This is a genomic window from Flavobacterium notoginsengisoli, from assembly GCF_042686225.1.
GTDB lineage: Bacteria > Bacteroidota > Bacteroidia > Flavobacteriales > Flavobacteriaceae > Flavobacterium > Flavobacterium notoginsengisoli.
On sequence record NZ_JBHUOT010000011.1, the window covers coordinates 239,740 to 261,179 of the forward strand.

17 protein-coding genes and 2 tRNA genes are annotated in these 21,440 nt (G+C 35.4%); 11 read left to right on the forward strand and 8 right to left on the reverse strand.

What is annotated here, in order from left to right; all coding sequences use genetic code 11:
• Positions 1–51: 51 nt before the first annotated feature.
• The 4 genes from ACFS3A_RS22015 to ACFS3A_RS22030 are packed head-to-tail and all read right to left on the reverse strand — an operon-like array spanning position 52 to position 4,948.
• Positions 52–1,272 carry a hypothetical protein gene (locus ACFS3A_RS22015; protein ID WP_379827718.1) on the reverse strand — a complete coding sequence of 407 codons (1,221 nt, stop codon included), beginning with the start codon at positions 1,270–1,272 and terminating at the stop codon, positions 52–54.
• A 51-nt stretch (positions 1,273–1,323) separates the two neighbouring features.
• Entirely contained in the window at positions 1,324–3,531 is a 2,208-nt protein-coding gene (locus ACFS3A_RS22020; RefSeq protein ID WP_379827719.1) for a TonB-dependent receptor, read from the reverse strand.
• Positions 3,532–3,541: 10 nt separating this feature from the next.
• On the reverse strand, positions 3,542–4,012 hold the full coding sequence (locus ACFS3A_RS22025) for a DUF4625 domain-containing protein (protein WP_379827720.1): 471 nt from the start codon (positions 4,010–4,012) through the stop codon (positions 3,542–3,544).
• 15 nt (positions 4,013–4,027) lie between these two features.
• The gene (locus ACFS3A_RS22030) at positions 4,028–4,948 is read right to left on the reverse strand and encodes a DUF4625 domain-containing protein (RefSeq protein WP_379827722.1); all 921 of its coding nucleotides are present in this window, start codon (positions 4,946–4,948) and stop codon (positions 4,028–4,030) included.
• Positions 4,949–5,885: 937 nt separating this feature from the next.
• Here ACFS3A_RS22030 and ACFS3A_RS22035 point away from each other — a divergent pair.
• The 9 genes from ACFS3A_RS22035 to ACFS3A_RS22075 all read left to right on the forward strand — a co-directional run bounded on the left by ACFS3A_RS22035 (position 5,886) and on the right by ACFS3A_RS22075 (position 16,760).
• Positions 5,886–8,453: a M1 family aminopeptidase gene (locus ACFS3A_RS22035; RefSeq protein ID WP_379827724.1), complete on the forward strand. Its 2,568-nt coding sequence runs from the start codon at positions 5,886–5,888 to the stop codon at positions 8,451–8,453.
• Positions 8,450–9,376 (forward strand): DUF58 domain-containing protein, encoded by a 927-nt coding sequence (locus tag ACFS3A_RS22040; RefSeq protein WP_379827725.1) that lies wholly within the window; start codon positions 8,450–8,452, stop codon positions 9,374–9,376. Before ACFS3A_RS22035 ends, ACFS3A_RS22040 begins: the two co-directional genes overlap by 4 nt.
• Before the next feature lie 86 nt (positions 9,377–9,462).
• Positions 9,463–9,536 (forward strand) — tRNA-Asp (locus ACFS3A_RS22045).
• A gap of 849 nt (positions 9,537–10,385) precedes the next feature.
• Positions 10,386–10,459 (forward strand) — tRNA-Asp (locus tag ACFS3A_RS22050).
• Between the two features lie 278 nt (positions 10,460–10,737).
• A complete protein-coding gene (locus tag ACFS3A_RS22055) occupies positions 10,738–11,559 on the forward strand; it encodes a helix-turn-helix transcriptional regulator (protein WP_379827727.1) in 822 nt (273 codons plus the stop codon).
• Between the two features lie 263 nt (positions 11,560–11,822).
• Positions 11,823–13,181: a TolC family protein gene (locus ACFS3A_RS22060; protein WP_379827728.1), complete on the forward strand. Its 1,359-nt coding sequence runs from the start codon at positions 11,823–11,825 to the stop codon at positions 13,179–13,181.
• A gap of 53 nt (positions 13,182–13,234) precedes the next feature.
• Positions 13,235–14,284, forward strand: a complete 1,050-nt coding sequence (locus ACFS3A_RS22065; RefSeq protein ID WP_379827730.1) for an HlyD family secretion protein — start codon at positions 13,235–13,237, stop codon at positions 14,282–14,284.
• Between the two features lies 1 nt (position 14,285).
• Positions 14,286–15,869 carry an MFS transporter gene (locus ACFS3A_RS22070; protein WP_379827732.1) on the forward strand — a complete coding sequence of 528 codons (1,584 nt, stop codon included), beginning with the start codon at positions 14,286–14,288 and terminating at the stop codon, positions 15,867–15,869.
• A 231-nt stretch (positions 15,870–16,100) separates the two neighbouring features.
• Positions 16,101–16,760 (forward strand): HAD family hydrolase, encoded by a 660-nt coding sequence (locus ACFS3A_RS22075; RefSeq protein ID WP_379827733.1) that lies wholly within the window; start codon positions 16,101–16,103, stop codon positions 16,758–16,760.
• 230 nt (positions 16,761–16,990) lie between these two features.
• Here ACFS3A_RS22075 and ACFS3A_RS22080 read toward each other — a convergent pair whose 3' ends face one another.
• Complete coding sequence (locus tag ACFS3A_RS22080; protein WP_379827734.1) at positions 16,991–17,782, reverse strand: hypothetical protein; 792 nt, start codon at positions 17,780–17,782, stop codon at positions 16,991–16,993.
• 354 nt (positions 17,783–18,136) lie between these two features.
• Positions 18,137–18,793, reverse strand: a complete 657-nt coding sequence (locus tag ACFS3A_RS22085) for a 3-keto-disaccharide hydrolase (RefSeq protein WP_379827736.1) — start codon at positions 18,791–18,793, stop codon at positions 18,137–18,139.
• Positions 18,794–19,063: 270 nt separating this feature from the next.
• Between ACFS3A_RS22085 and ACFS3A_RS22090 the strand changes: the two genes are divergently transcribed.
• Positions 19,064–19,636: a helix-turn-helix domain-containing protein gene (locus ACFS3A_RS22090; protein ID WP_379827737.1), complete on the forward strand. Its 573-nt coding sequence runs from the start codon at positions 19,064–19,066 to the stop codon at positions 19,634–19,636.
• 529 nt (positions 19,637–20,165) lie between these two features.
• Here ACFS3A_RS22090 and ACFS3A_RS22095 read toward each other — a convergent pair.
• Together ACFS3A_RS22095 and ACFS3A_RS22100 are read right to left on the reverse strand one after the other, a co-directional pair.
• Entirely contained in the window at positions 20,166–20,564 is a 399-nt protein-coding gene (locus ACFS3A_RS22095; RefSeq protein WP_379827738.1) for a hypothetical protein, read from the reverse strand.
• Between the two features lie 20 nt (positions 20,565–20,584).
• Positions 20,585–20,815, reverse strand: coding sequence for a helix-turn-helix domain-containing protein (locus ACFS3A_RS22100; RefSeq protein ID WP_289664520.1), 231 nt, complete (start codon positions 20,813–20,815; stop codon positions 20,585–20,587).
• Between the two features lie 87 nt (positions 20,816–20,902).
• Here ACFS3A_RS22100 and ACFS3A_RS22105 point away from each other — a divergent pair, with 87 nt between their 5' ends.
• Complete coding sequence (locus ACFS3A_RS22105; protein WP_379827739.1) at positions 20,903–21,136, forward strand: hypothetical protein; 234 nt, start codon at positions 20,903–20,905, stop codon at positions 21,134–21,136.
• Positions 21,137–21,440 lie beyond the last annotated feature (304 nt).

Genomic DNA, 21,440 nt, shown 5'->3' on the forward strand with positions numbered 1-21,440 from the left:
TACTTGCAAAGAAGCTGTCTTTTGGGACAACCTCTTTTCTCCAAAAATTAATTAATGACTATGGCTTTCGCTGTTTTCATACCCGATAACGGTAATCATATAAGGCGTTGCAGAAACCTTTGTCTTTTTAATTTCAGATGAAGAAAGATTTACCTGCAATAATTCTCCGGTTGTTGGCGAAGTGATGTAAGCAAATTTGTCTGTAACGGCCATTTGAGGTTTTAATGTTGCATCTGTTGCCGTAGCAGTTGTTGCTTTAATTTCTTTTTCTACTTGCTGACTATTGATGTTGAAAATTTTAAGATCTCCTGAATGCAAAAGAACAGCCAGTTTTTTAAGATCATAACTTACTTTACACTGCATAATAGTCGTGTTGGCAATAATTGGTTTTACTGTGCCGGCAACAACATCGATTAAATAAGCGCCTTTTGCTGCAGTATATCCAATAAACTTTCCAGCAGAAGCCGTTTCTAAAATACTTCCAAACCAAGCCGCTCCAAAATCTTCTGGATGATTGATTAACTTCTGGTTTCCGTTGCTTTCCACAACCAAAATGCCACTTGAAGAACCAAAAACAGCATAAACACCGTCTGAAGCATTTCCGTGAATTCCTTTGGTTTGAATTTTAGCATCAAAAAGTGTTTTTCCGGTGTTGTCAATGATTTTTACTTTTTCAGGAAGTGTTCCTGTAACCGAATTATCTTTTTCAGTAATAGCATAAGTTCCGTTTGTAAAAGTCGCCATTGCACCGTGATGTGCCAATAAACCAGCATTTACAGTTTTGAAAACCGCACCAGATTTATTGATCTCAGATTCTTTTCCAACAGAAAGCGTTCCGTCTCCGTCGTTGAATGTCAGAACTTCGCCAATTTTACTTTTAAAGTGTGTTGGTTTTTGAGCACTTCCAGTTAAGAAACCAAATTTCGGAACATCATCTACGTCAATATGGTCGCCGTGCATTTCAAGTCCGCTGTCGAAAGTTTCGATTAAATTATTATCTCTGTGAATGATTCCCGCAAAACGTCCCGATTCTGTAGTGTACAAAGAGGATTTTGGAAATTTAGCCGTAAAAGAACTGATTTTATCTTCTGAGGGATCAAAAAGCGTTAACTCTGTTGTTTTTTCATCAGAAAGTAAAATTCTAACATAAGTATGTTCTGCCGAATCATGGTCGTGATCGTGATCATCATGATTATCATCGTCATTGCTACACGAAACCGCAAAAAGCGACAGTGTGAATAAAAAAAGTGCTTTGTAAAAATTGTTTTTCATTGTAATAAAGGATTAAAAATTTGTAAATATTTGAGTTTTGAATTGCCGGATTTATCGCGAAACCAAAAACGGAATCTTCATAGAAACAATAATGTTTCTTCCCGCTTCAGGAAGTTCGATAAGTCGGTAAAAGCTGGTGTGATTTAAATATCTTGTATTAAATAAATTCTGGATCTGAATATTGATACTGATATCCTGTTTTCCTGTTTTAACTTTTGAGCCAAAGGCCAGATTAAAAACATGACTTTCCTCGGTCTTTTTTTCTGGCGGAACGATATTATTTTGTTCTGCTGTAAAACGATAATCAACAGAAAAATAAGGTTCTTTTAAAAAGGAGATTTGAGGTTCATAATTCAATCCGAACAAGATAGAAGGCGGTGGCGAAAACGGAAGTGTGTAACCTTTTTTGCTTCCTGATTTTTGTTCCGAATAAAGATATTCGGCACCGATTTCTGCGCTCAGAGATTTCAGGAAATAATATCTTGTCTGCAATTCTGCACCGTAACGAAAGACTTTACTTTGTTCGTATTCAAAAACCTGATTTCCTGCGCCATAATAAATATCATGAACCGAGGTTGGATTTAAATAAATGAAATTTGGAAAATAGTTCACAAACGGAGTAAACTGAAAAGAGAAGTTCTGGTCTTTCCATTCCATTCCCAAATCCAGTTGATAGGAACGCTCTGCATCCAAATTCGGATTTCCTTTTTCGAATCGGAAATAATGATAATTTACGCCGTTTGAAGCCAGTTCTTTGGCAATCGGCATTCTAAAACTGGAACCCAAATTGGCTTTCAGCGAAAGTTTTCCCGGATTGTAATTTGCCCCAATCGACCATGTAAAACTCTTGAAATTTTTAGTCAAATCCTGAGAACGCTGTAAATATTCCATTTCCGTCTGATTGTTTTCAGAAACGGGACTTTGAAACCAGTCGTAATAGGATTTCATGTTGATTTTTCCGTAATCGTAACGAACAGCGCCGTTTAAAAACCATTTTTCATTCAGTTCCATTTTGTCATAAGCAAATAAACCTGCGTTGAATTGTGTGAAAGACGGAATTAAAAAACTCCATCCGCCAATTTCATTTTGCTGGAAAACCACATTCGAACCAACCGTAATTTGATGATTATTCATTCTGAATTCATCTTTGGCAGAAAACGACCATACATCTTTATCATATTGACGTTCCAAATCTTGCGGGGCGTACATATCTTCAGGATAAATTGGAGGCATATAACCATGATTAACATAATGGCTATATTCTCTTCTAAAATTATTTTGAAAACCTATCTGTGTTTCAAAAGCATGATTTCCAAACTGAAAAGAAGTGGTGTTACTCAGCTTTAAATGATTCACCTGTTGATACGGCATCAAAATATCACGACTCGATTTATCGTGTAATTCCAGATCTACATTTCTAGGTTCGAGTCCGTGCGCATTCGCAAAAAATCCGCTTTTGGTATGCACGTTACTGAAATAGAAAACCGATTTAAAATGCTCTCCCGAATAACCAGTACTCAAATGAAAATCAAGTTCACGTCCAGCCGTATTTCGCAGATGATTTTTGTATAACGGAACAGCGTAAATATAGACATGAACCACATCGGTCGGAACACGATAATCGCCATAATCCATTGTGGTCACACGGGAATCAAAGAACCAGTTTTCGTTTCTTCCGAATAAATTGATTGAACTTCCAAATTGCGCATTGTTGCTTTTTCCGGTAAGATCAACGCTTCCGCCAAAAGTGTTTTGAGACGGAAGAGGAAGCGGTTTAATATTGATTGCACCGCCTACAGCATCAGATCCATAGATAAATGAAGAAGGGCCTTTTATAATTTCTACCCGATTAACCGCATATTGATCGATTTCCAGTCCGTGATCCGCACCCCATTGCTGGCCTTCGTGTTTCAAACCGTTCTCCACTACAATAACCTGATTGAAACTCAAACCACGAATAAGCGGTTTAGAACCTCCCGAACCAATCGAAATGGTTTTAACGCCCGGCAATTTCTGCAAAGACTGCATCAGACTTCCGCCAAGATTACGCTGAATGAAACTATTGTTTACCGTTTCGACATTCAGCGATTCTTCTTTTTTCCGTTTTTCGGCAGAATTTCCATTAATCAAAACTTCTTCAAGCTCCTTGATTTCCGGTTTTTTTTCAGAAGGCTGATTTTGAGAAAAAGCTCCCGCTGAAACCAATAAACTGATAAGTAAAAAATAATATTTCCAATACATGGATAAGGCATTCTTCATTAATCTGATCTTATAAAATTTTAATACTTAAGCCTTTCAGCGTTTGCCAACCTTCTTTATCCGTCAGGCGAATCATAAAATGGTAATCTCCGGGATCAACATCTGCAGGAATGGTAATTTGTGCCGTTGCTTCGTAGCTTTTTACACCATTTGGAATTGTGTAATTGTTGATGAAAAGCATTGGTTTTACAGGCTTTTTTACCGCTTCCATTTCACAGCTCGTCACTTCTGTACTGTGTGTGTGATGATCGAAATTGTGATGAATGTCAAGGCTGTAAGAACCCAAAGCAACATTGTCATTAAAAGTGGCTTTAAATGTGATCGTTTGACCGCGTTCAATTGTACTGCATTGAATAGGAAAAGCATTCGCTCCGGTAATATCAATTACAGGATATTCCGTATCGATTTCTGCATTATCGCTGGAGCAGGATGAAATAAAAGCAAGAGCCAAAACACCAAAGAGAAACTTTATTTTTTTCATATTTTTTGATTGGAATTAAAGTGCAAACGGAAGCTCAAGAGATTGCGAAAAATTGATGTTGTAAGTCGTATTTTTATACAAAACCAAGAAAGTGTAATTGCCGGAAGCCCAAGATTTATTGGCAACCAAATCCTGCGGAACAGGTAAATTATTGTCTTTAGATGCGCCGATTGTAAATTTTGGTGTTTCTCTCAAAAACTTTGTCCCGTCCCACGGAATGTTGGAAAACTGACCAGCTTCCGTCATATTTTTATGTTCAAAAACATCGTATACAATCACTTTGCTAAAATCAATCTGATCCACACTTTCCGGATTGTGTTTGGTGTTTTTATTAATCAAAAGCAAATACATAATTCCGTCGCCTTTTACGCCTTCAAGCGTTACCTGCGAACTGAAAATATCGTTGTTTTTGTATTTAACAGTCTCATCAGAAAACTTGCCTTTTCTGTACATAAAAGAATCGTTTATAAAAAGCGTAAATACCGAAGCCACTGGATTTACGGGAATGTTTTCTAATTTATAAATCGTTAGGTTTTTCTTGATTTCCAGTTTCGTTCCGTTTTGATCGTTTATGATGATGATGAAATCGTATTTTCCCTCTACAGCATCTTCTGGAATGTCAAAATGTTTATGAACTGTTGCATTTTTTGCTCCTGCATATTGTGTCCAGGTAATTTCATGCGACCAGGGTTTTGAATACGTTTCGGTACTTCTTTGTACGATTTTAACCTGAACATTTTCGATTTTATCTGAAGCTGTGATTTCAGCATTAAAATGAAAATCTTGTCCGATAGTAGCCGTTTCGTTGTTGCCAAGACCCAGTTCAATTTTGTCAATAGCTGGAATGGCTTGTTCTTTTTCTGAATCGTCGTTGCTACAGCTTGTAAAAGCAATGGAAGCAAAAAGCGAAGCCAGAATGAGTTTTGTTGTTTTCATTTTTTCTGATTTGATTTTGATCATTTTATAAGGAGTATTTGGGTTACAAAAGGGTATATTGATTTCAATATTCAAGTCCCAACGGGACGAAATAGTGATAGGAAATTCGCCATTTAACTAAGTCCCAGAGTGATGAAATATTTATAGAAAAAAGATTTACGACCTGAGAAAAGCCTCAGAGAGGCGACATATTTCTTTTCTCTGATTAAATAGCACAGCCGTAACTAAAAACCTGAATTAGGATTTAGTTCTGAATGCGTTGATCGATAAAATGTTGAGGTTTTTGTGTAGAAAAGCTATTTCAATATCAATATCAATACATTTTATTAAATGCTTAAAACGAATAAAATAGCTGTTAACTGTTTTAAGATTTTGAAATCATAAAAACAACTAAATAACCGAGTTGCAAAACAATCGGGAACACAAAAAAGACTAAAATGTAAAAGGCGGGGCTCGAAGGGAAAATAAGGAGCCCTTAAAAAATGCAAAATGCGGTTTGTTGTAAAAAGTAAGGTGTTTTACAACAGGATTATTTTTGAAAAACTGAAAAACACTAAATTCAAACGTACCAACCGCGCTGAACTTAAAATCACAAATCGAACATTTATGAAACGAATGCAGTTTGGCCTTAAATTGCGGTTTTTCGGAAACAGAAAATTCTAATTTTTCTTTTGACGAATGAGTATCTAAAATATGCTCGTACGAATGGACTGCCGGAAAAAGTATTGCAAACAATACAATTAAAGGCATTAAGAGATTAATAATTTTAAATTTCTTTTTCATTCGTTGAGATTATTTCCGACTCATTTAAAACCAGAATTAATGCAATAGTGTTGCAAATATAGAAATCTTATTTTTAAATGCAATGTTGTTGCAGTAATTGTTTGCGAAAAATCAATGCTTTTGCTACTTTTAGCAAATCTTATATTCCTTAAAAATGAAAATTTTCTACAGCCTTGTTTGTTTTGTCATCTTGATTTCCAATGGTTTTTCGCAGTCAAAAGAAAATGAATTATTTGAAAATGGTGTTTCAGAGCAGTTGGCGCACTTTCGTAAAAAACAAATTTCAGATCTTCAGTACACTTTGTTTTTCGAAATTCCGAATCAGAAAGTGGAGAATATCAATTCTCAGTTATTCGTAAATCTGAATTTATCTGATTTAAGTCAGCCCTTACTTTTTGATTTTAAAGAAAAAACTACTAACATAAAAATGGTTGAAGCCAACGGGAAAAAGCTTTCGATTGTTCATGAAAACGGTCATATCGTAATTCCGGTTTCAGCATTGGTTTCAGGAAAAAATACGGTTTCCATTTCATTTATCGCCGGTAATTTATCCTTAAACAGAAATGACGATTTCTTATATACTTTGTTAGTTCCGGATCGCGCGAGTACATTGTTTCCGTGTTTCGATCAGCCCGATTTAAAAGCAACTTATAAATTAAGACTTTCTGTGCCAAAAGACTGGTCGGTTTTGGCTGGAGCCGATGTTGTAGAAAAACTCGAAAAAGGAGATTTTACAGCTTATACCTTTGGAGAATCAGACAAAATGAGTACTTATTTATTTTCTTTCGTAGCCGGAAAATTTAAAAGCGCGACCCAAAAACCAGGTTTAGAAATGACGATGTTATATCGTGAAAACAGCCCGGAGAAATTTCGCGTAAGCGCTGATACTATTTTTAATTTACATCAGCAATCGTTAGACTTTTTAGAAAAATATACCGATCGTAAATTTCCGTTTCAGAAATTAGATTTCGCTTCAATTCCGGTTTTCCAATATGGAGGAATGGAGCATGTCGGCGCAATTCAATACAGAGAATCAACTTTGTTTTTGGATAACAGCGCAACCGACAGCGAAAAACTAAATCGTGCAAAATTAATCGCGCACGAAACTTCACACATGTGGTTTGGCGATTTGGTAACTATGAAATGGTTTGACGATGTTTGGATGAAAGAGGTTTTTGCTAACTTCATGGCGGATAAAATTATGAACCCAATTTTTCCGAAAGTCAATCACAATCTGCAGTTTTTCACTGCGCATTATCCTAGCGCTTTTGCGGAAGACCGATCTTTGGGAACGCATCCGATCAAACAGCATTTGGCGAATTTAAAAAATGCGGGTTCGCTTTATGGTGCGATTATTTATAACAAAGCGCCCATTATGATGCGTCAGTTAGAAGCTTCAATGGGAAAAGAAGCTTTTCAGAAAGGAATTCAAAAATACATTCAGAAATATGCCAACGACAACGCTGATTGGAATAATCTAGTAGAACTTCTCGATGCCGAAACTCCGCTTGATATGAAAAAATGGAGCGAGGTTTGGGTAAACAAATCCGGAAGAGCCATTTTTACAGATAAAGTCGAATACGATTCTAAAAACCGAATTAAAAGTTTTGAAATTCAACAACAAGCCGAGGATAAATCAGAGAATATCTGGCCTCAGGTTTTTCAGATTGGTTTAGTTTATGCTAAAGAGGTAAAGATTTTATCGGTCAATATTAATGACAAAAATACCCTTGTAAAAGAAGCTGTCGGACTTGAAAAACCGCTTGCCGTTGTGTACAATTATAACGGTTTTGGATACGGAGTTTTTCCGCTTGACGGGAATAATTTAAATTATATTGCTACGCTGAAAGATGAGGTTGCAAGAGCTTCGAGTTACAGCAATCTTTATGAAAACACATTAATTGGAAATGTTTCTCCAAATCAGGCTTTTGATTGTTTTTTAAAGGCGATTGAAACAGAACAAAACGAATTGGTTTTAAGAATTGCCTCAAATAGTCTGAATACAATTTACTGGAGATTTTTTACCGAAAAACAACAGAATAAAGTTCAGAAACAGCTTGAAGGTATTTTGAATGAACGTTTGCAGGCTAATTTATCTGCGAATATCAAAAAGACATTATTCGGATTATTTAGTTCGATTGCGTATTCCAATTCGGCGAAAGCCAGTTTGTATAAAGTTTGGAACAGAGAAATCTCGATTCCGAATTTGAAATTAAACGAAGACGATTATACCAATATGGCGATGAATCTGGCGATTTTTAAACATCCAAAAGCCGATGAGATTTTGGAGAAAACCAGAACATCTTTTACCAATCCGGATAAACAAAAGCGTTTTGAATTCTTGCTTCCTTCTTTGTCAAAAGACGAATCGGTTCGAAATGCTTTTATGGAATCTTTAAAAGACGATGCAAACCGTGAAAAAGAATCTTGGGTTTCGGTTGGGTTGGCGAATATTCATCATCCGCTTCGTCAGGAAAGTGCACAAAAGTATATTAGATTTTCATTAGATTTGGTTGATGAAATTCAGCGTACGGGAGATATTTTCTTCCCGAAAGACTGGCTGGATAATACGGTTGGGAAATATTCGTCGAAATTTGCTTTTGATGAAGTACAGCGATTCTTAAAAGAAAACCCTAATTTTAGTCCGATCTTGAAACGCAAATTGTTTCAGGCGACAGATTTGCTTTATAAAGCACAAAATATTAAAAAGGAAACCGAATGAAAATTGAATCGGAAATAGAGAAAGTCTCCAGTTTTCAGCATCTCGAAATGCTGGCAAACCAGGTTGTGGAAGGTTTTATATCGGGAATGCACAAGAGTCCGTTTCATGGATTTTCGGCTGAATTTGCGGAGCATAAAGTCTATAATGCAGGCGAAAGTACCAAACATATCGATTGGAAATTGTTTGCCAAAACCGATCGTTTGTACACAAAACGTTTTGAGGAAGAAACCAATTTACGCTGTCATCTGATTGTCGATAATTCATCGTCAATGCATTATCCGGAATTGAAATCGAATCAGCCTTTTTATGAAAAGAAGATTGGTTTTGCGGTTTTGGCTTCGGCAGTTTTAATGAATATTTTAAAGAAACAGCGCGACGCAGTTGGTTTAAGTGTTTTCTCCGATAAATACGAATATTACGCTCCAGAAAAAGGAAGCGATCGCCATCATAGAATGCTTTTGAACAAACTGGAAGAATTATTGGTTCAGCCAAAAGTCAAAAAAACGACCGATACGATTACCTATTTGCATCAGATTGCAGAGAAAATGCACCGTCGTTCGATGATTATTTTGTTTACCGATATGTTTCAGACGGAAGACGATGAAAAGCTTTTCAACGCTTTACAGCATCTTAAACACAACAAACATAAAGTAGTTTTATTTCACGTAGTGGATAATGAAACCGAATTGAAGTTTGATTTTGATAATGCTCCAAGAAAATTCATTGACTTAGAATCGGGAGATGAGGTTTCCATTTTTGCTGATAATGTAAAACAGGAATACGAAAAAAGGGTAGAAGCATACTTTAAAAATCTGGCTTTAACCTGTGCGAAGAACCAAATTAAGTACGTTCCGGTAAATGTTGGCGATAATTTTGAAAAAATATTGACCACATATTTGGTTGAAAAACAAAACTTTGGATAATAGTTTGAAAAATAATTTCATTTTTTTTATAAAAACGCTTGCAGAAACGAAATTCTGTTATATCTTTGCAACCGCAATAACGCAGAGGTTTGGTAGTTCAGTTGGTTAGAATACATGCCTGTCACGCATGGGGTCGCGGGTTCGAGTCCCGTCCAGACCGCAATATTGGGAGAAGCCTTTCTTAACAGAAAGGCTTTTTTGCCCAAATACGGTATCTAAGATTAGTTGTGTTGTTTTGCTACGACTTTGTAACTCGTAGCTGGTTTAGTAGTTAGACCAATGAAAAGCTTTCCACTTTTGTGGATGGCTTTTTTGATTTAAGACACTTTTGGTTTTGCTTAGGCATGATGAAAATTTTACCGCAAAGAGCGCTAAGATTTACGCAAAGTTCGCAAAGATATTTTTTAAAGAATGCAAAGGTCACAAAGCTTACGATTGAGAAAGTTTTATGATTTTTTTTTTGCTTAATTCTGATTTCAACGAACCATTTGTCATTTCGACGAAGGAGAAATCTCCGCAAGTAACTTCACAAAGATTGTCCACCATGTATTAAGATATAGTCCGTGGCTTCAGCCACGGGGGCATAATGTGTATAAATACGTTTCCTGTGGTTTCAACCCACAGTTTGTCATTCTGAGGAACGAAGAATCACACTAGAGATTCGACAAAGATTTTCCATTTATATATTAAAATATAGCCCGTGGTTGAAACCACGGGGACACAATCTATATCAATCAATACGTTTCCTGTGGTTGAAACCACAGGCTATGTTTAAAAACGGGATAAATGATGCTACGTGAAAAACCTTTGCGAACTTTGCGTAGCTCTTTGCTCCCGATAGCTATCGGGATTGCTGTTAAGAAAAAGAAAGAAACTTCTTCTTTTTTGCTTTTAAAGTAAATTTTTAAAATATTGGAATTTAACCCATTAAAAATTTTTCAAAATTTTATTTAAAAAAACGCTTGCAGAAACGAAAATCTGTTGTATTTTTGCACTCGCAATAACGCAGGGTTTGGTAGTTCAGTTGGTTAGAATACATGCCTGTCACGCATGGGGTCGCGGGTTCGAGTCCCGTCCAGACCGCCTAAGTTGTTAAAAGCCTTTCCTTAACGGAAAGGCTTTTTTTTTGGGCTTAACCGCAATCCCGATAGCTATCGGGAGCAAGGTTTCTTTCTTAAGATCATGTTTATAAACGCAAAGTTCGCAAAGCTTTTTGGAAACAGCTTTGCGAACTTTTATAAATCTTGCTTTAAAAAAAACTTGCGATCTTTGCGTAGACCTTAGCTTACTTTGCGGTTAAATTTACAATCCAATTTTCTTCTTATCTTTAAATATCACAAAAAGTGCTATATTAAACACCAATGGAACATTCTGGTCAGAAACTCGATAAATACTACATCCGGAAAGTAGATGCCGATAAAAAAAGCATTTATTGCCACCACGATTTGATGGGGGAATTGTTTATTCCGCCGCACAGACATGTTAAAGCACAATTGCTTTATGCAGAAGGTGATGTTGTTTTTGTGACTACAGAAACCAAAACGTATTTTTTGCCAGCTAGACATTTTATCTGGATTCCGGGTGGAGTGGAACACAGCATCGAGCCGAAATCGGAAAGTGTTACGATGCGAAATCTATATTTTCCGGTTGAAAAAGACGAGGATGACTTTTATAAAGTAGAAGGAATTTATCCTGTCAATAATTTGTTATTGCAAATGATGCTTTTTACGAATCGCTGGAATGGTGATCTTAAAAAAGGAACTCCAAACTTTACAATTGCCAAGGCTATAAAAGCGATTCTTCCACAAATTTGCACCAACAATCTGCCTTTAGAATTACCACAGCCAAAAGACAAACGATTGGGAAAAATCCTTCGTCATGTTGAAAATAACCTTGGAGAAACGATTCTGTTTGCTGATGTGGCACATGAATTTGGTTACAGCGAACGCTCGTTGTATCGCTTGTTTCAAAAAGATCTTGGCATGTCGTTTATTCAATATTATACCATCCGTAGAATTTTAAAAGCAATCGAACTTTTATTAGAGAGAAAACTTTCAGTAAAAGAGGTAGCCGAAGAAGTTGGTTATAATAGTGTTCCAACTTTCAGTAATACATTCTTCAAGATTTTGGGACAAAGACCTTCTGATTACTTAAACGGGGAAGAGATTTTGGAAAGAAAATGATTTGTTTTCTCTCGCAGATTTGGCAGATCAAGCAGATAATTAAAATAAAAAATCTGCACAATCTGCCAAATCTGCTAGAGAATATGAAAAATAATCACAATCAAAATCTATTTTGTAATAAATTGTTTTCCAGTGTTTTAATATAACGTTTTCGGAAAATAGAATTTTAACATTTGTCCGAAATGAATATGTTCTTGGCTTTTTAGAATTATCAGTCAAGAGAAAAATGAAGGAACTTTGCACCATCAAATATTAAAGTATTCATGTTCCTTAAAACAACAAATTCTACAGACGATTGTTTTCCCAGAATCCTGCTGTTATTCGTAATGATATTAGCATTCAATGGCTTACAAGCGCAGGAAGTTCATTCGGTTTCATTACAAGAAGCTTTGAAACTGGCGAAAGAAAACAACAAAAAAATTCTTAGATCTCAACTGGAGGTCACGCTCTCGGAGCAAAACATTAAAGAAAGAAAAGAACTTCGACTGCCAGACGTACAACTAAACGGCATGTATTCCAGAATTACGAATATTACGGAATTCAAAGGAAGCGGATTCTTAAATGGTAAAGAAGTTACAAAGGCGATTCCTGAAATTTATGAGGTCAACTCTACCTTTAAAATGCCAATTTATGCTGGGAATAAGATTAACAATGCCATCAAAATTGCGAATCAGGAAAACGAAATCGCTAAAATAAAAACGGAAAAAACCGAAAATGATATCGAACTGGAAGTGGTAGCCAACTATCTGGCGATTTATAAAATGATGGAACTTCAGAAGATTTTTGAAGAAAACATCAAAGAAGAAAAAAGCCGACTGAAAGAAGTGCAATCGCTTCAAAAACATGGAACGGTTACGAAAAACGAAGTTATTCGTGCCGAATTACAGCTTTCAGATCGTGAATTGAATGCGTTAACTAACTCCAAAAACATTAAAATCGCACTTCACGATCTGAAAACGCTGATCCAGATTCCGGAAAACGAGGAAATCGCGATTGATACAACGTCAAATCTGGACGAAATGAACGGCCTAGATCCGTATGATTATTATATGACTAAAGCTTTGCAAAACGAAGAAATGCGAATTGCAAGCCAGGAATTGGATATCAGCAAAACGGAATTGAAAATGGTTAAAGGAAATTATCTGCCAAGCGTTCACTTCTTTGGTAATTACGGTTTTTATTATCCGAATTACAAATTTTTTCCGCCCAATCCGTATTTGTACACTTTAGGTCAAGTGGGAATTGAAGCGACTTTTGATCTTTCTTCTTTGTATAAAAACAAAACCAAAATGGATCAGGCGAATACGAAAATCGAATGGCAGAAAATGCAGAATGAAATTGTAAAAGAAGAAATTCAGGACAAACTGTATAAAGAACATACGCAATATCAGGAGATCCTTGAAAAGTTTGTGGTTGTTGACAAAGCGTTGGATTTAGCCAATGAAAATTACCGAATCGTAAAGCTGAAATACTTGAATCAACTCGTTTTAATTACCGAAATGGTCGATGCTGATAACGCTTTGCTTCAGGCGAAATACAATAAAATTTCTACCCGACTGGATGCGGTTTTAAAACATTACGAATTGCTTCATACGGCGGGGATGATGCCTAATGAGATTTAGATTAGAGCATAGAAAATAGAATATAGAGAATAGACTAAAAAAATATAGAGTTTATGGTTAAGATAAAAAATGAAACTAGAAGAAATAAAACGTTTCATATACTAATAACAATTATTGCGTGTGTGCTTGTTATAAGCGGTGTTATTTTAGGAATTTGGTTTTATGTGTTCAACAGAAACCACGAAGAAACCAATGACGCGCAGGTCGAACAATACGTAACACCAATTATGTCGAGAATTACGGGTTATGTACAGGAAGTTCGTTTTAACGAAAATCAGTTTGTGCATAAAGGAGATACTTTGGTTGTGATTGACAATCGTGAATATAAATCAAAATTGAATGTGGCTCTTGCTGATGTTCAAAACGCACAGCAAAACAGTGTTGTGGCGCAGAAAAATGCTATAAATACGGCAAGTGCAACAGCAATTAACGAAGCACAATTAGATGCGGCAAAATCAAATCTTTGGAAAACCAAACTGGAATACGAAAGATATAAAGCTTTGGTTAGCGAAGAAGCGGCGACTTCTCAGCAATTAGAAAAAGTCCGCGCTGATTACGAAGCTGCTCAGGCGCATTTTCAGGAAATGAAAAACAGAATTCATTCGGCTACTTTAAGTACTTCTGTTGCTGAAGCGAACGTTCCGACAACACAGACGAATATTGCATCCAAACAAGCCGTGGCTGATAATGCGGCATTATTTCTTTCGTATACAATTATTACAGCGCCTTATGATGGCTGGGTTGGAAAACGAACTTTACAGCCAGGTCAATTGGTAAAAGAAGGACAATCTCTATTGTCAATTGTAAGCAAAGAAAAATGGATTACAGCCAATTTTAAAGAAACACAATTACAATATTTAACCGTTGGGCAGGATGTTGAAATTAAAGCTGATGCTGTAAGTGATAAAATTTTCATGGGTACAATTGCTTCTTTATCGCCTGCGAGTGGGGCAAGATTTTCATTGCTTCCTCCGGATAATGCAACGGGTAACTTCGTAAAAATTGAGCAAAGAATTCCAGTTCGAATTCAGTTAAAAGACAACGACAAACAAACCGATTTTTTAAGAGCGGGAATGAATATCACTGTGATCGCAGCACACTAAAATGGAAGATAAAAGTATTTTTAAATCCTGGGTTCCAAGATGGGCAATCATTATTATTTTGTTTGTCTGCCTTTTGCATTCCATGATTTTATTGGGAGTTTACACGTCAAACGTAACGTATGCGGCAAGTTTTTTGGATATCGAGCCCGAAGATTTGCAGTTTGCAATGTGCGTGACGTACGGAACTTTGCTGGCAACGATTTTAATAGAAAGCCGATTTTCGAGTTTTTTCCCTGCAAAAAATTACCTGATGGCTGTTTATTCCTTAATTGGAATTACGATTGTTTCCTCGGCGTATATTACTAATTTCTATCTTTTTTTAATGCTTAGAATTGCCGAGGGAATCTTAATGGCGCTTCCTGTAATTACTATTAGACAATTATTGATCGAACAGTTTAATTCTAAAAATGCCATTATCATTGGTTTTTCGTTTTATTACGGTTCACTGTTATTGTCAACGCCTTTTATCATGAACATTGCGGTTTGGTTTCTGGATCATTACGACTGGAAATACATGCTTTATGTTTCGGGCGGATTGCAGGTTTTGAATGTCTTTTTAATCTTAGTTACTTTTCGTGGGCACCGAATCACAAAGAAAATTCCGTTGTATCAAATCGACTGGATGAGCTACTTTTTGGTTTTAACAGCCATTCTTTGCGGTGCTTACTTTTTTGTTTATGCCGAGAAAAAATATTGGTTTGACTCTTCTCAAATGGTTTTAGCCTTAATGATTGCTTTAATTACAGGAGGTCTGTTCATCTTTAAAGAGCTTTTGGTAAAAAGACCCACTTTTGATTTTGAAGTTTTTAAATACGCCAATCTGCGAATTGGATTTTTATTGTTTTTTCTTTTCTATATCAGTAGAGCAACGTTGAGTCTTTGTCATTCGGCAATGTTCTCCATTTGGAATTGGGATCCGTCGCGCGTTGCAGGTGTGCAATACATCAACGGACTAGGAAATGTAATCGGTTTAGTTTTAGCTGCTTTTTTCCTGATGAAATCGGTTTCAACTAAAATCATTTTTATGATTGGTTTTACGCTTATTGCCATTTTTCATTTTTGGTTTACATTTCTGTTTGTGCCCGATGTAGCTTTATCAGATATTATTGTTCCATATATTTTGCAAGGAATCGGAGTAGGGTTTTTATTTGTTCCGTTGATTCTGTTTACCACCTCTTCGGTTCCTGCAAATATGGCGGTTTCTTCGGGAATTGTAGGGGTTTCGGGACGTTTTTGGGGAAGTACAATTGGTTTTTGTGTGATGCAGAATGCGACCGTATTTTTAAATAAAAAACACTTTTTTAAACTAAGTCAGTTTGTAACAGGAGAAAATCCGGAAGCACAGCAAACCATCGCTTCAACAGCACAGAGTTTTATGGCAAAAGGATATTCTGCAGATAACGCGAATACTTTGGCGTTAAAAAAAGTATTCGGGACAGTTGCCAAACAAGCTACTTTATTGGCTGATATGGAAATTTATACCATTGTAGGTTATGGTTTAGTGGTTTTGATTATTCTGATTGCCTGTAATCAACATTTGAGACAGACAATGACTTTGGTAAAAAGTAAGATTTGGATTGGGTAAAGATTTTGTTTCAAGTTTAATGTTTCAAGTTTTTGCACAAAGTTTGTCATCCTGAGGAACGAAGGATCACACGCGGGATTCGACACAGATTGGCAACTTACTTTACGGAATTACTTTGCGGAGCTTTTAGTGTGATCCTTCTTCCCTCAGGATGACAAACAGTACGTTTATTTGTTGTGGTAAACAGCAGATATCAGTATCTTGCAACCGTTAAAACAACAAAACAAATATATGAGCCAGCAATGTGTAATTTTTGATATGGATGGCGTGATTTGTCACACCAATCCGCATCATGTAGTCGCTTTTGAGGAGTTTTTCAAAAAATATAATATTCCGTACACACAGGAAGAATTCGAAGAGCATATGTATGGAAAACACAATAGTTATATCATGACGCATTTCTTCAAACGTCCAATTGCGGGAGAAGAACTTCTAAAATTGGAAGACGAAAAAGAAGGCATGTTCCGTGAGATTTACAAAGATAAAGTCGAGACGATTCCACATTATATGGAATTTTTAAATGAGTTAAAATCCCGCGGATTCAAAACAGCTGTTGGAACATCGGCACCTCGTGCAAATCTGGATTTGATTGCTAATTTTCTGAAACTAGGCGAAAAAATGGATTCGATGATGTCGAGCGAAGATGTTACGTTTCATAAGCCAAATCCGGAAGTATATCTAAAATCGGCAGAAAGGGTTGGAGTTTCTCCTTCTGATTGTGTGGTTTTCGAAGATTCTTTTTCGGGTGTTACGGCAGGATTAAATGCCGGAATGAAAGTGGTTGGTGTTTTGAGCACACATACCAAAGAAGAACTTCCACCATGCGATTTTTATATTAATGATTATAGTGAAGTTAATGTAGATAAGATTATTGAAATATTGCGTAAATAAACTCCAATTTTTTAAAATCCCAAATTCCAAGTGATACGAGACCTTTGTCAAAGTTTTAAACTTTGACAAAGGTTTTTTTAGTGTAATTCAGTTACCACAAAGTAATTGTCATTCTGAGGAACGAAGAATTACACTAGAAATTCCGTAAAGTGAATTTCCAATCTGTGTCGAGTCCCGCGTGAGATTCTTCGTTCCTCAGAATGACAAACTAGATGTTTGAAATTATAAACCTAATACTTCTCCTCCAAAAAAGCCATCCAGCCTTTTTCAAATTCTTCACGACTTACATTCAATGTTTTTTCGATGTTGCCGAAAGACGCGATTAATTTAGGCAGAATGTCTTTTCCCCATTTTTGAGTCATATATTCGATAATCGTGTAGCCGATATTATAAATCTGATTGCCATGATTTAAATCTTCTAAAGTTAGGTTTTTGCTTTTGGCATATTTCACGCTTATGGAATTGACTTCTTTCGCTTCATAAATACTAATCGATTCCCAAAGCCAGCGCGGATATTCGGCTTTAAACTTTTTGTCAAATTCCCTTTCAAAAGTCAGCCGGTCTTGAGTGATAATTGTGTCTTTGGCTTTATATATTAATATGTTGAGCTGAACACAATGCGTAAATTCATGCAATGCAGTCTTTAGCGGATCATCCGGAAAAATAGAATTAAACCAATTTGTCCATACAAAATGAAACTCATTTGGGCCACGGCTTGTGCCTTTAGTATCTTCTTTTAAACCTGTAGCATCATTAAACTTGAATTGTGAGCCGTAAACAAAAACCTTTATCAAGTCGTGCTCAATGTCTTTTAAATTTCCTCTTATTGTCGAATAATTATCTTCGAGATGTTTGCTGACTTTTTCAGCTTCACTTTTATAAATGCCACTGTAAGAAACAATAAAATGTTCCGATTTAAGAGTTCGGGTTTCCTGTTTAACGGTAAAGTTTCGAACCGTTCTTGCGAAATAAAAAATTGCAATAATTGCTAAAAAAATGACTAATAATCTGTATTTCTTCATGTTCTAAATGATTTTTGAAATTTAAAAACAAAATAAAATATGCAGATTTAGGTTTTTGGTATTTTAAAAATAAGAATATTTAAACACTAAAGCGTAAAATAATTAAAGAAATTTCTGAATTTCTAATATTTGAGGGTTTTAACCTCGCAAAGCCACAAAGTAGGAGCGTTTTTTTAAGCCACAGATTATTAAGATTAAAAGGATTTTATCATACTGTAACCACATAGTATTGTTATTCTGACGAAGGAAGAAGGATATGTTTTATAGAATAAGAAAGTTTAATAAATTACCTTCTGTTTCACCTGAAGGTTTAATGCTTGAAAAGAAAAAGACTTTAGCCCAAAATATAAAGTTTTATTCTTTCGAAATATTCTTAATTCTAATGTTTTTAAAATCAATTGGAGAGCGTTCATAGTTTAAAGAAATTTTACCTTCAACAGTAGAAGCTTCCGTGCATTCGTTTACTAATTTTCCGTTCAAATACTGCGTGATTTTTCCGTTGAAAGATTTAATAACTACACTATTCCATTCGCCAAACGGATTTTCATTGGCTAAAAACTTTGGAGAAACCACACTTGCGCCGGCTTCAACAAGTTTTCCGTTTACTTTTGCCGTTACTTGGTCTAAAAATATAAAGTCGCCCGTAACGTTTTCTTTTATTTGAAACTGAATTCCTTTTGGCCAGATTTTATCCGATGCCTCTAATGGAATATTATACATAACGCCACTGTTTTTCGTGCCTTTCATTTTGTATTGTTCTTCCATATTCCATCGGTATTCTAAGGTAAGCTCAAAGTTTTTATAGCTTTTTTTGGTCATTAAGCAACCAAGATCTTCTCCGTACATACGAATCATTCCGTCCTTAAATTCATAAACTTTTGATGGTTCCTGCTGTGCTGTATTTGATTTTGTAAAAGCATACCAATCGCTCATCTCCAGTGTTTTCTGCTGAACGGCACAGGAACTTAAAATAAAAAGAAGGAAAATAGCAAAAGTTGATTTCTGGAACATAGCGATAAGTTTAAAACAAAGACGATTAAGCCGATTGAAGATTTTTTTTAAAGTAAAATTAGTAATACGAACTAATATAAAAAACTGGCAATTCTGGCTTTTTTGTTTTTTATCAGAAAATAATGATTTAAATAAAAACACTTATTCTTCTCCATTAAAATTAATGATATATTAGCGACATTATCAAATGTCGTAGAAATGCCGTAAGAAAACCGTTATCAAAATAGGCTTTTCGAAATAATTTTGGATTGAAATTTAAAAACATAAACCATGAGTTATATTGGCAAAAAAATTAGCGAAGCGAGAAAATTAAAAGGCTTTACACAAGAAGAACTGGCAGAATTGTCCAAAGTTAATTTGAGAACAATTCAAAGAATCGAAAACAGCAATAACGAACCACGTGGCAAAACGCTGGAATTAATTTGTGAAGTGCTTCAAATTGATAAAGGAGAATTACAAGATTTAAACAAAACATCAGAAAATAATAGAATTGGAGCTTTTGTGGTCAATGCAATTTTTTTGATTCTTTTAAATCTTGCCATAACGCTTGCTTTTAGTTATATGGTGACACCTATAGAAGCCAGTGCCAACAGTAAATTTGGGGCAGTTCTTTTGAGTTTTTTTATGCCCTTTACCATTTTTTATTATACGCAGAACATGACGGCAACCGAACGAATTTTTAAATTTGGAATTTGCTGGATGATATATCTTACAACTTTATTATATGCACAAGGTTTTCGTGCTGCGCTTGGAATTGGATTTAGAACATGGATTTTTCCCTGTATTTTAATCTATTTTGGCGTATTGTTTTATGGAAAGGTTTTGTTTAAATCGGAGAAATAAAAATATAAAAGACAATTTTTATGTTTTAATCTCGCGAAGACGCAGAAGCGCAAAGTTTTTTGCATTGTAACCACAAAGTATTGTCATTTCGACGGAGGAGAAATCTCCGCGAGTAGCTCCGCAACGATAATCGCCAATCTTTGTCGAGCTTCTATCGGAGATTTCTCCTCCGTCGAAATGACAAACTAGACGGATATGCTTTATGGAATAAGAAAGTTAAATGAATTGCCTCCTGCTTTAGCTGGAGGTTTTTTATGTTTGAAAGGGAAAGGATTTACCTGAAAAGAATAACCGTTCAGTAACCACAATCTTGTCATTCTGAGGAACGAAGAATCACGCAAGTTGCTCCGTATGCAAAATCGCCAATCTTTGTCGAGTTTCGAGTGTGGTTCTTCGTTCCTCAGAATGACAAACTAGACGGATATGCTTTGTGGAATAAGAAAGTTAAATGAATTGCCTCCTGCTTTAACTGGAGGTTTTTTTATGTTTGAAAGGAAAAGGCTTTAGCGAAAATTTGAAGTATAAAAGCTTATTGATGTTTTACAAGATGTAAATAGGTGTTTCCTTCATTGTCTTCTTTTGTAATGATGTCAAAAATATATTCGCCATCAGACTCGTAACTTCTTTCTGAAGCGCACCAGCTCCATTTTAAATCATGTATTCGGTTGCCATTTACAGTACCACTTAAATCTTCATAAGGAAAACCGCTGTCAAATCTGAATTTTTTAAATTTGATAAAATCAGTTGTATCACCTTTTTTGAGATTTCCAATTAAAGTTTCCCCAATAATAAGCGAGTCGATATCTTTCCCTGTGTTATTGTAGAATTTTACTTGTACACCTTTAAAATTCACGAAACTGATTAAGACAATACCAATAATTATAATGATAATAAATGGTTCTATTAATCTTTTATTGAATTTTGACATTTGACTTAGCTTTTGACTTTTTACTTCGAAGAAAAATCAAGCAATTCTTTAGGTTCAATATCTAAAGCATTGGCAATTTTTATAAGGGTTTTTATTGTAGTATTTATTTTAGCTCTTTCTATTCTTCCTATTTGAGTTTTAGGAATATCACAATCATCAGCCAAAGCTTGTTGAGATAAACCTTTTTTTTCACGCAATTGGCGAATGTGAATCCCAAGATTTGCAATAAAGATTTCTTCTGAAATATCCATATTTCAAAATTCTTAAGATTTATTTTTGGCGTGGTTACATTTATGTCTCCAAAAGTATTATATTTGGAGTGTTTAAAAAATAAGATAATGGCTACAGATTGTTTTTCTAAAGAAGTAGAAACTAGACTAAAAGATTTTTTTAGTGATGTTATTGATGTAAAAGATATGGCGAAGATGCTCCGACAGGTCAATTATGCTCTTTCGTTAAGTTCGATGCGAGGTTGCGAAACTCTGGATTCTGAGTTGTGCCATATCGATGATAATTTTTACTGGCTCAACAGACTGGCAGAAGTGCTCGATCCTTATTTAGGTGTAGATTAAAAGAAAAAGTGCTTTAAGTACCATCATTTCGACGAAAGGAGAAATTAAAGGCATATCAACAAAATTGAGGATTCCCTACAACTTTTTTTTTCATTGTGTAACTATCGTTGGTATGCTGGAGATGCTCCTTTCGTCAAGGTGATTGATAAAGATGAATTGTCGCAAAGTTTGTCATTCCGATTTCTATGATAAAACCAAATCTTTTTGATAAGAGGTTTGTTTTTTTATTACCGCAAAAACCCGATGGATTATTTTATTTCTCACAGCATTTAAAACGCTCATTTTGTTTTTTCCTTCATCAACT

Bases quoted from the DNA above. Each gene is read 5' to 3' on its own strand.
- ACFS3A_RS22015 (WP_379827718.1), bottom strand. From the start codon at position 1,272: ATGAAAAACAATTTTTACAAAGCACTTTTTTTATTCACACTGTCGCTT.
- ACFS3A_RS22020 (WP_379827719.1), bottom strand. From the start codon at position 3,531: ATGAAGAATGCCTTATCCATGTATTGGAAATATTATTTTTTACTTATC.
- ACFS3A_RS22025 (WP_379827720.1), bottom strand. From the start codon at position 4,012: ATGAAAAAAATAAAGTTTCTCTTTGGTGTTTTGGCTCTTGCTTTTATT.
- ACFS3A_RS22030 (WP_379827722.1), bottom strand. From the start codon at position 4,948: ATGAAAACAACAAAACTCATTCTGGCTTCGCTTTTTGCTTCCATTGCT.
- ACFS3A_RS22035 (WP_379827724.1), top strand. From the start codon at position 5,886: ATGAAAATTTTCTACAGCCTTGTTTGTTTTGTCATCTTGATTTCCAAT.
- ACFS3A_RS22040 (WP_379827725.1), top strand. From the start codon at position 8,450: ATGAAAATTGAATCGGAAATAGAGAAAGTCTCCAGTTTTCAGCATCTC.
- ACFS3A_RS22055 (WP_379827727.1), top strand. From the start codon at position 10,738: ATGGAACATTCTGGTCAGAAACTCGATAAATACTACATCCGGAAAGTA.
- ACFS3A_RS22060 (WP_379827728.1), top strand. From the start codon at position 11,823: ATGTTCCTTAAAACAACAAATTCTACAGACGATTGTTTTCCCAGAATC.
- ACFS3A_RS22065 (WP_379827730.1), top strand. From the start codon at position 13,235: ATGGTTAAGATAAAAAATGAAACTAGAAGAAATAAAACGTTTCATATA.
- ACFS3A_RS22070 (WP_379827732.1), top strand. From the start codon at position 14,286: ATGGAAGATAAAAGTATTTTTAAATCCTGGGTTCCAAGATGGGCAATC.
- ACFS3A_RS22075 (WP_379827733.1), top strand. From the start codon at position 16,101: ATGAGCCAGCAATGTGTAATTTTTGATATGGATGGCGTGATTTGTCAC.
- ACFS3A_RS22080 (WP_379827734.1), bottom strand. From the start codon at position 17,782: ATGAAGAAATACAGATTATTAGTCATTTTTTTAGCAATTATTGCAATT.
- ACFS3A_RS22085 (WP_379827736.1), bottom strand. From the start codon at position 18,793: ATGTTCCAGAAATCAACTTTTGCTATTTTCCTTCTTTTTATTTTAAGT.
- ACFS3A_RS22090 (WP_379827737.1), top strand. From the start codon at position 19,064: ATGAGTTATATTGGCAAAAAAATTAGCGAAGCGAGAAAATTAAAAGGC.
- ACFS3A_RS22095 (WP_379827738.1), bottom strand. From the start codon at position 20,564: ATGTCAAAATTCAATAAAAGATTAATAGAACCATTTATTATCATTATA.
- ACFS3A_RS22100 (WP_289664520.1), bottom strand. From the start codon at position 20,815: ATGGATATTTCAGAAGAAATCTTTATTGCAAATCTTGGGATTCACATT.
- ACFS3A_RS22105 (WP_379827739.1), top strand. From the start codon at position 20,903: ATGGCTACAGATTGTTTTTCTAAAGAAGTAGAAACTAGACTAAAAGAT.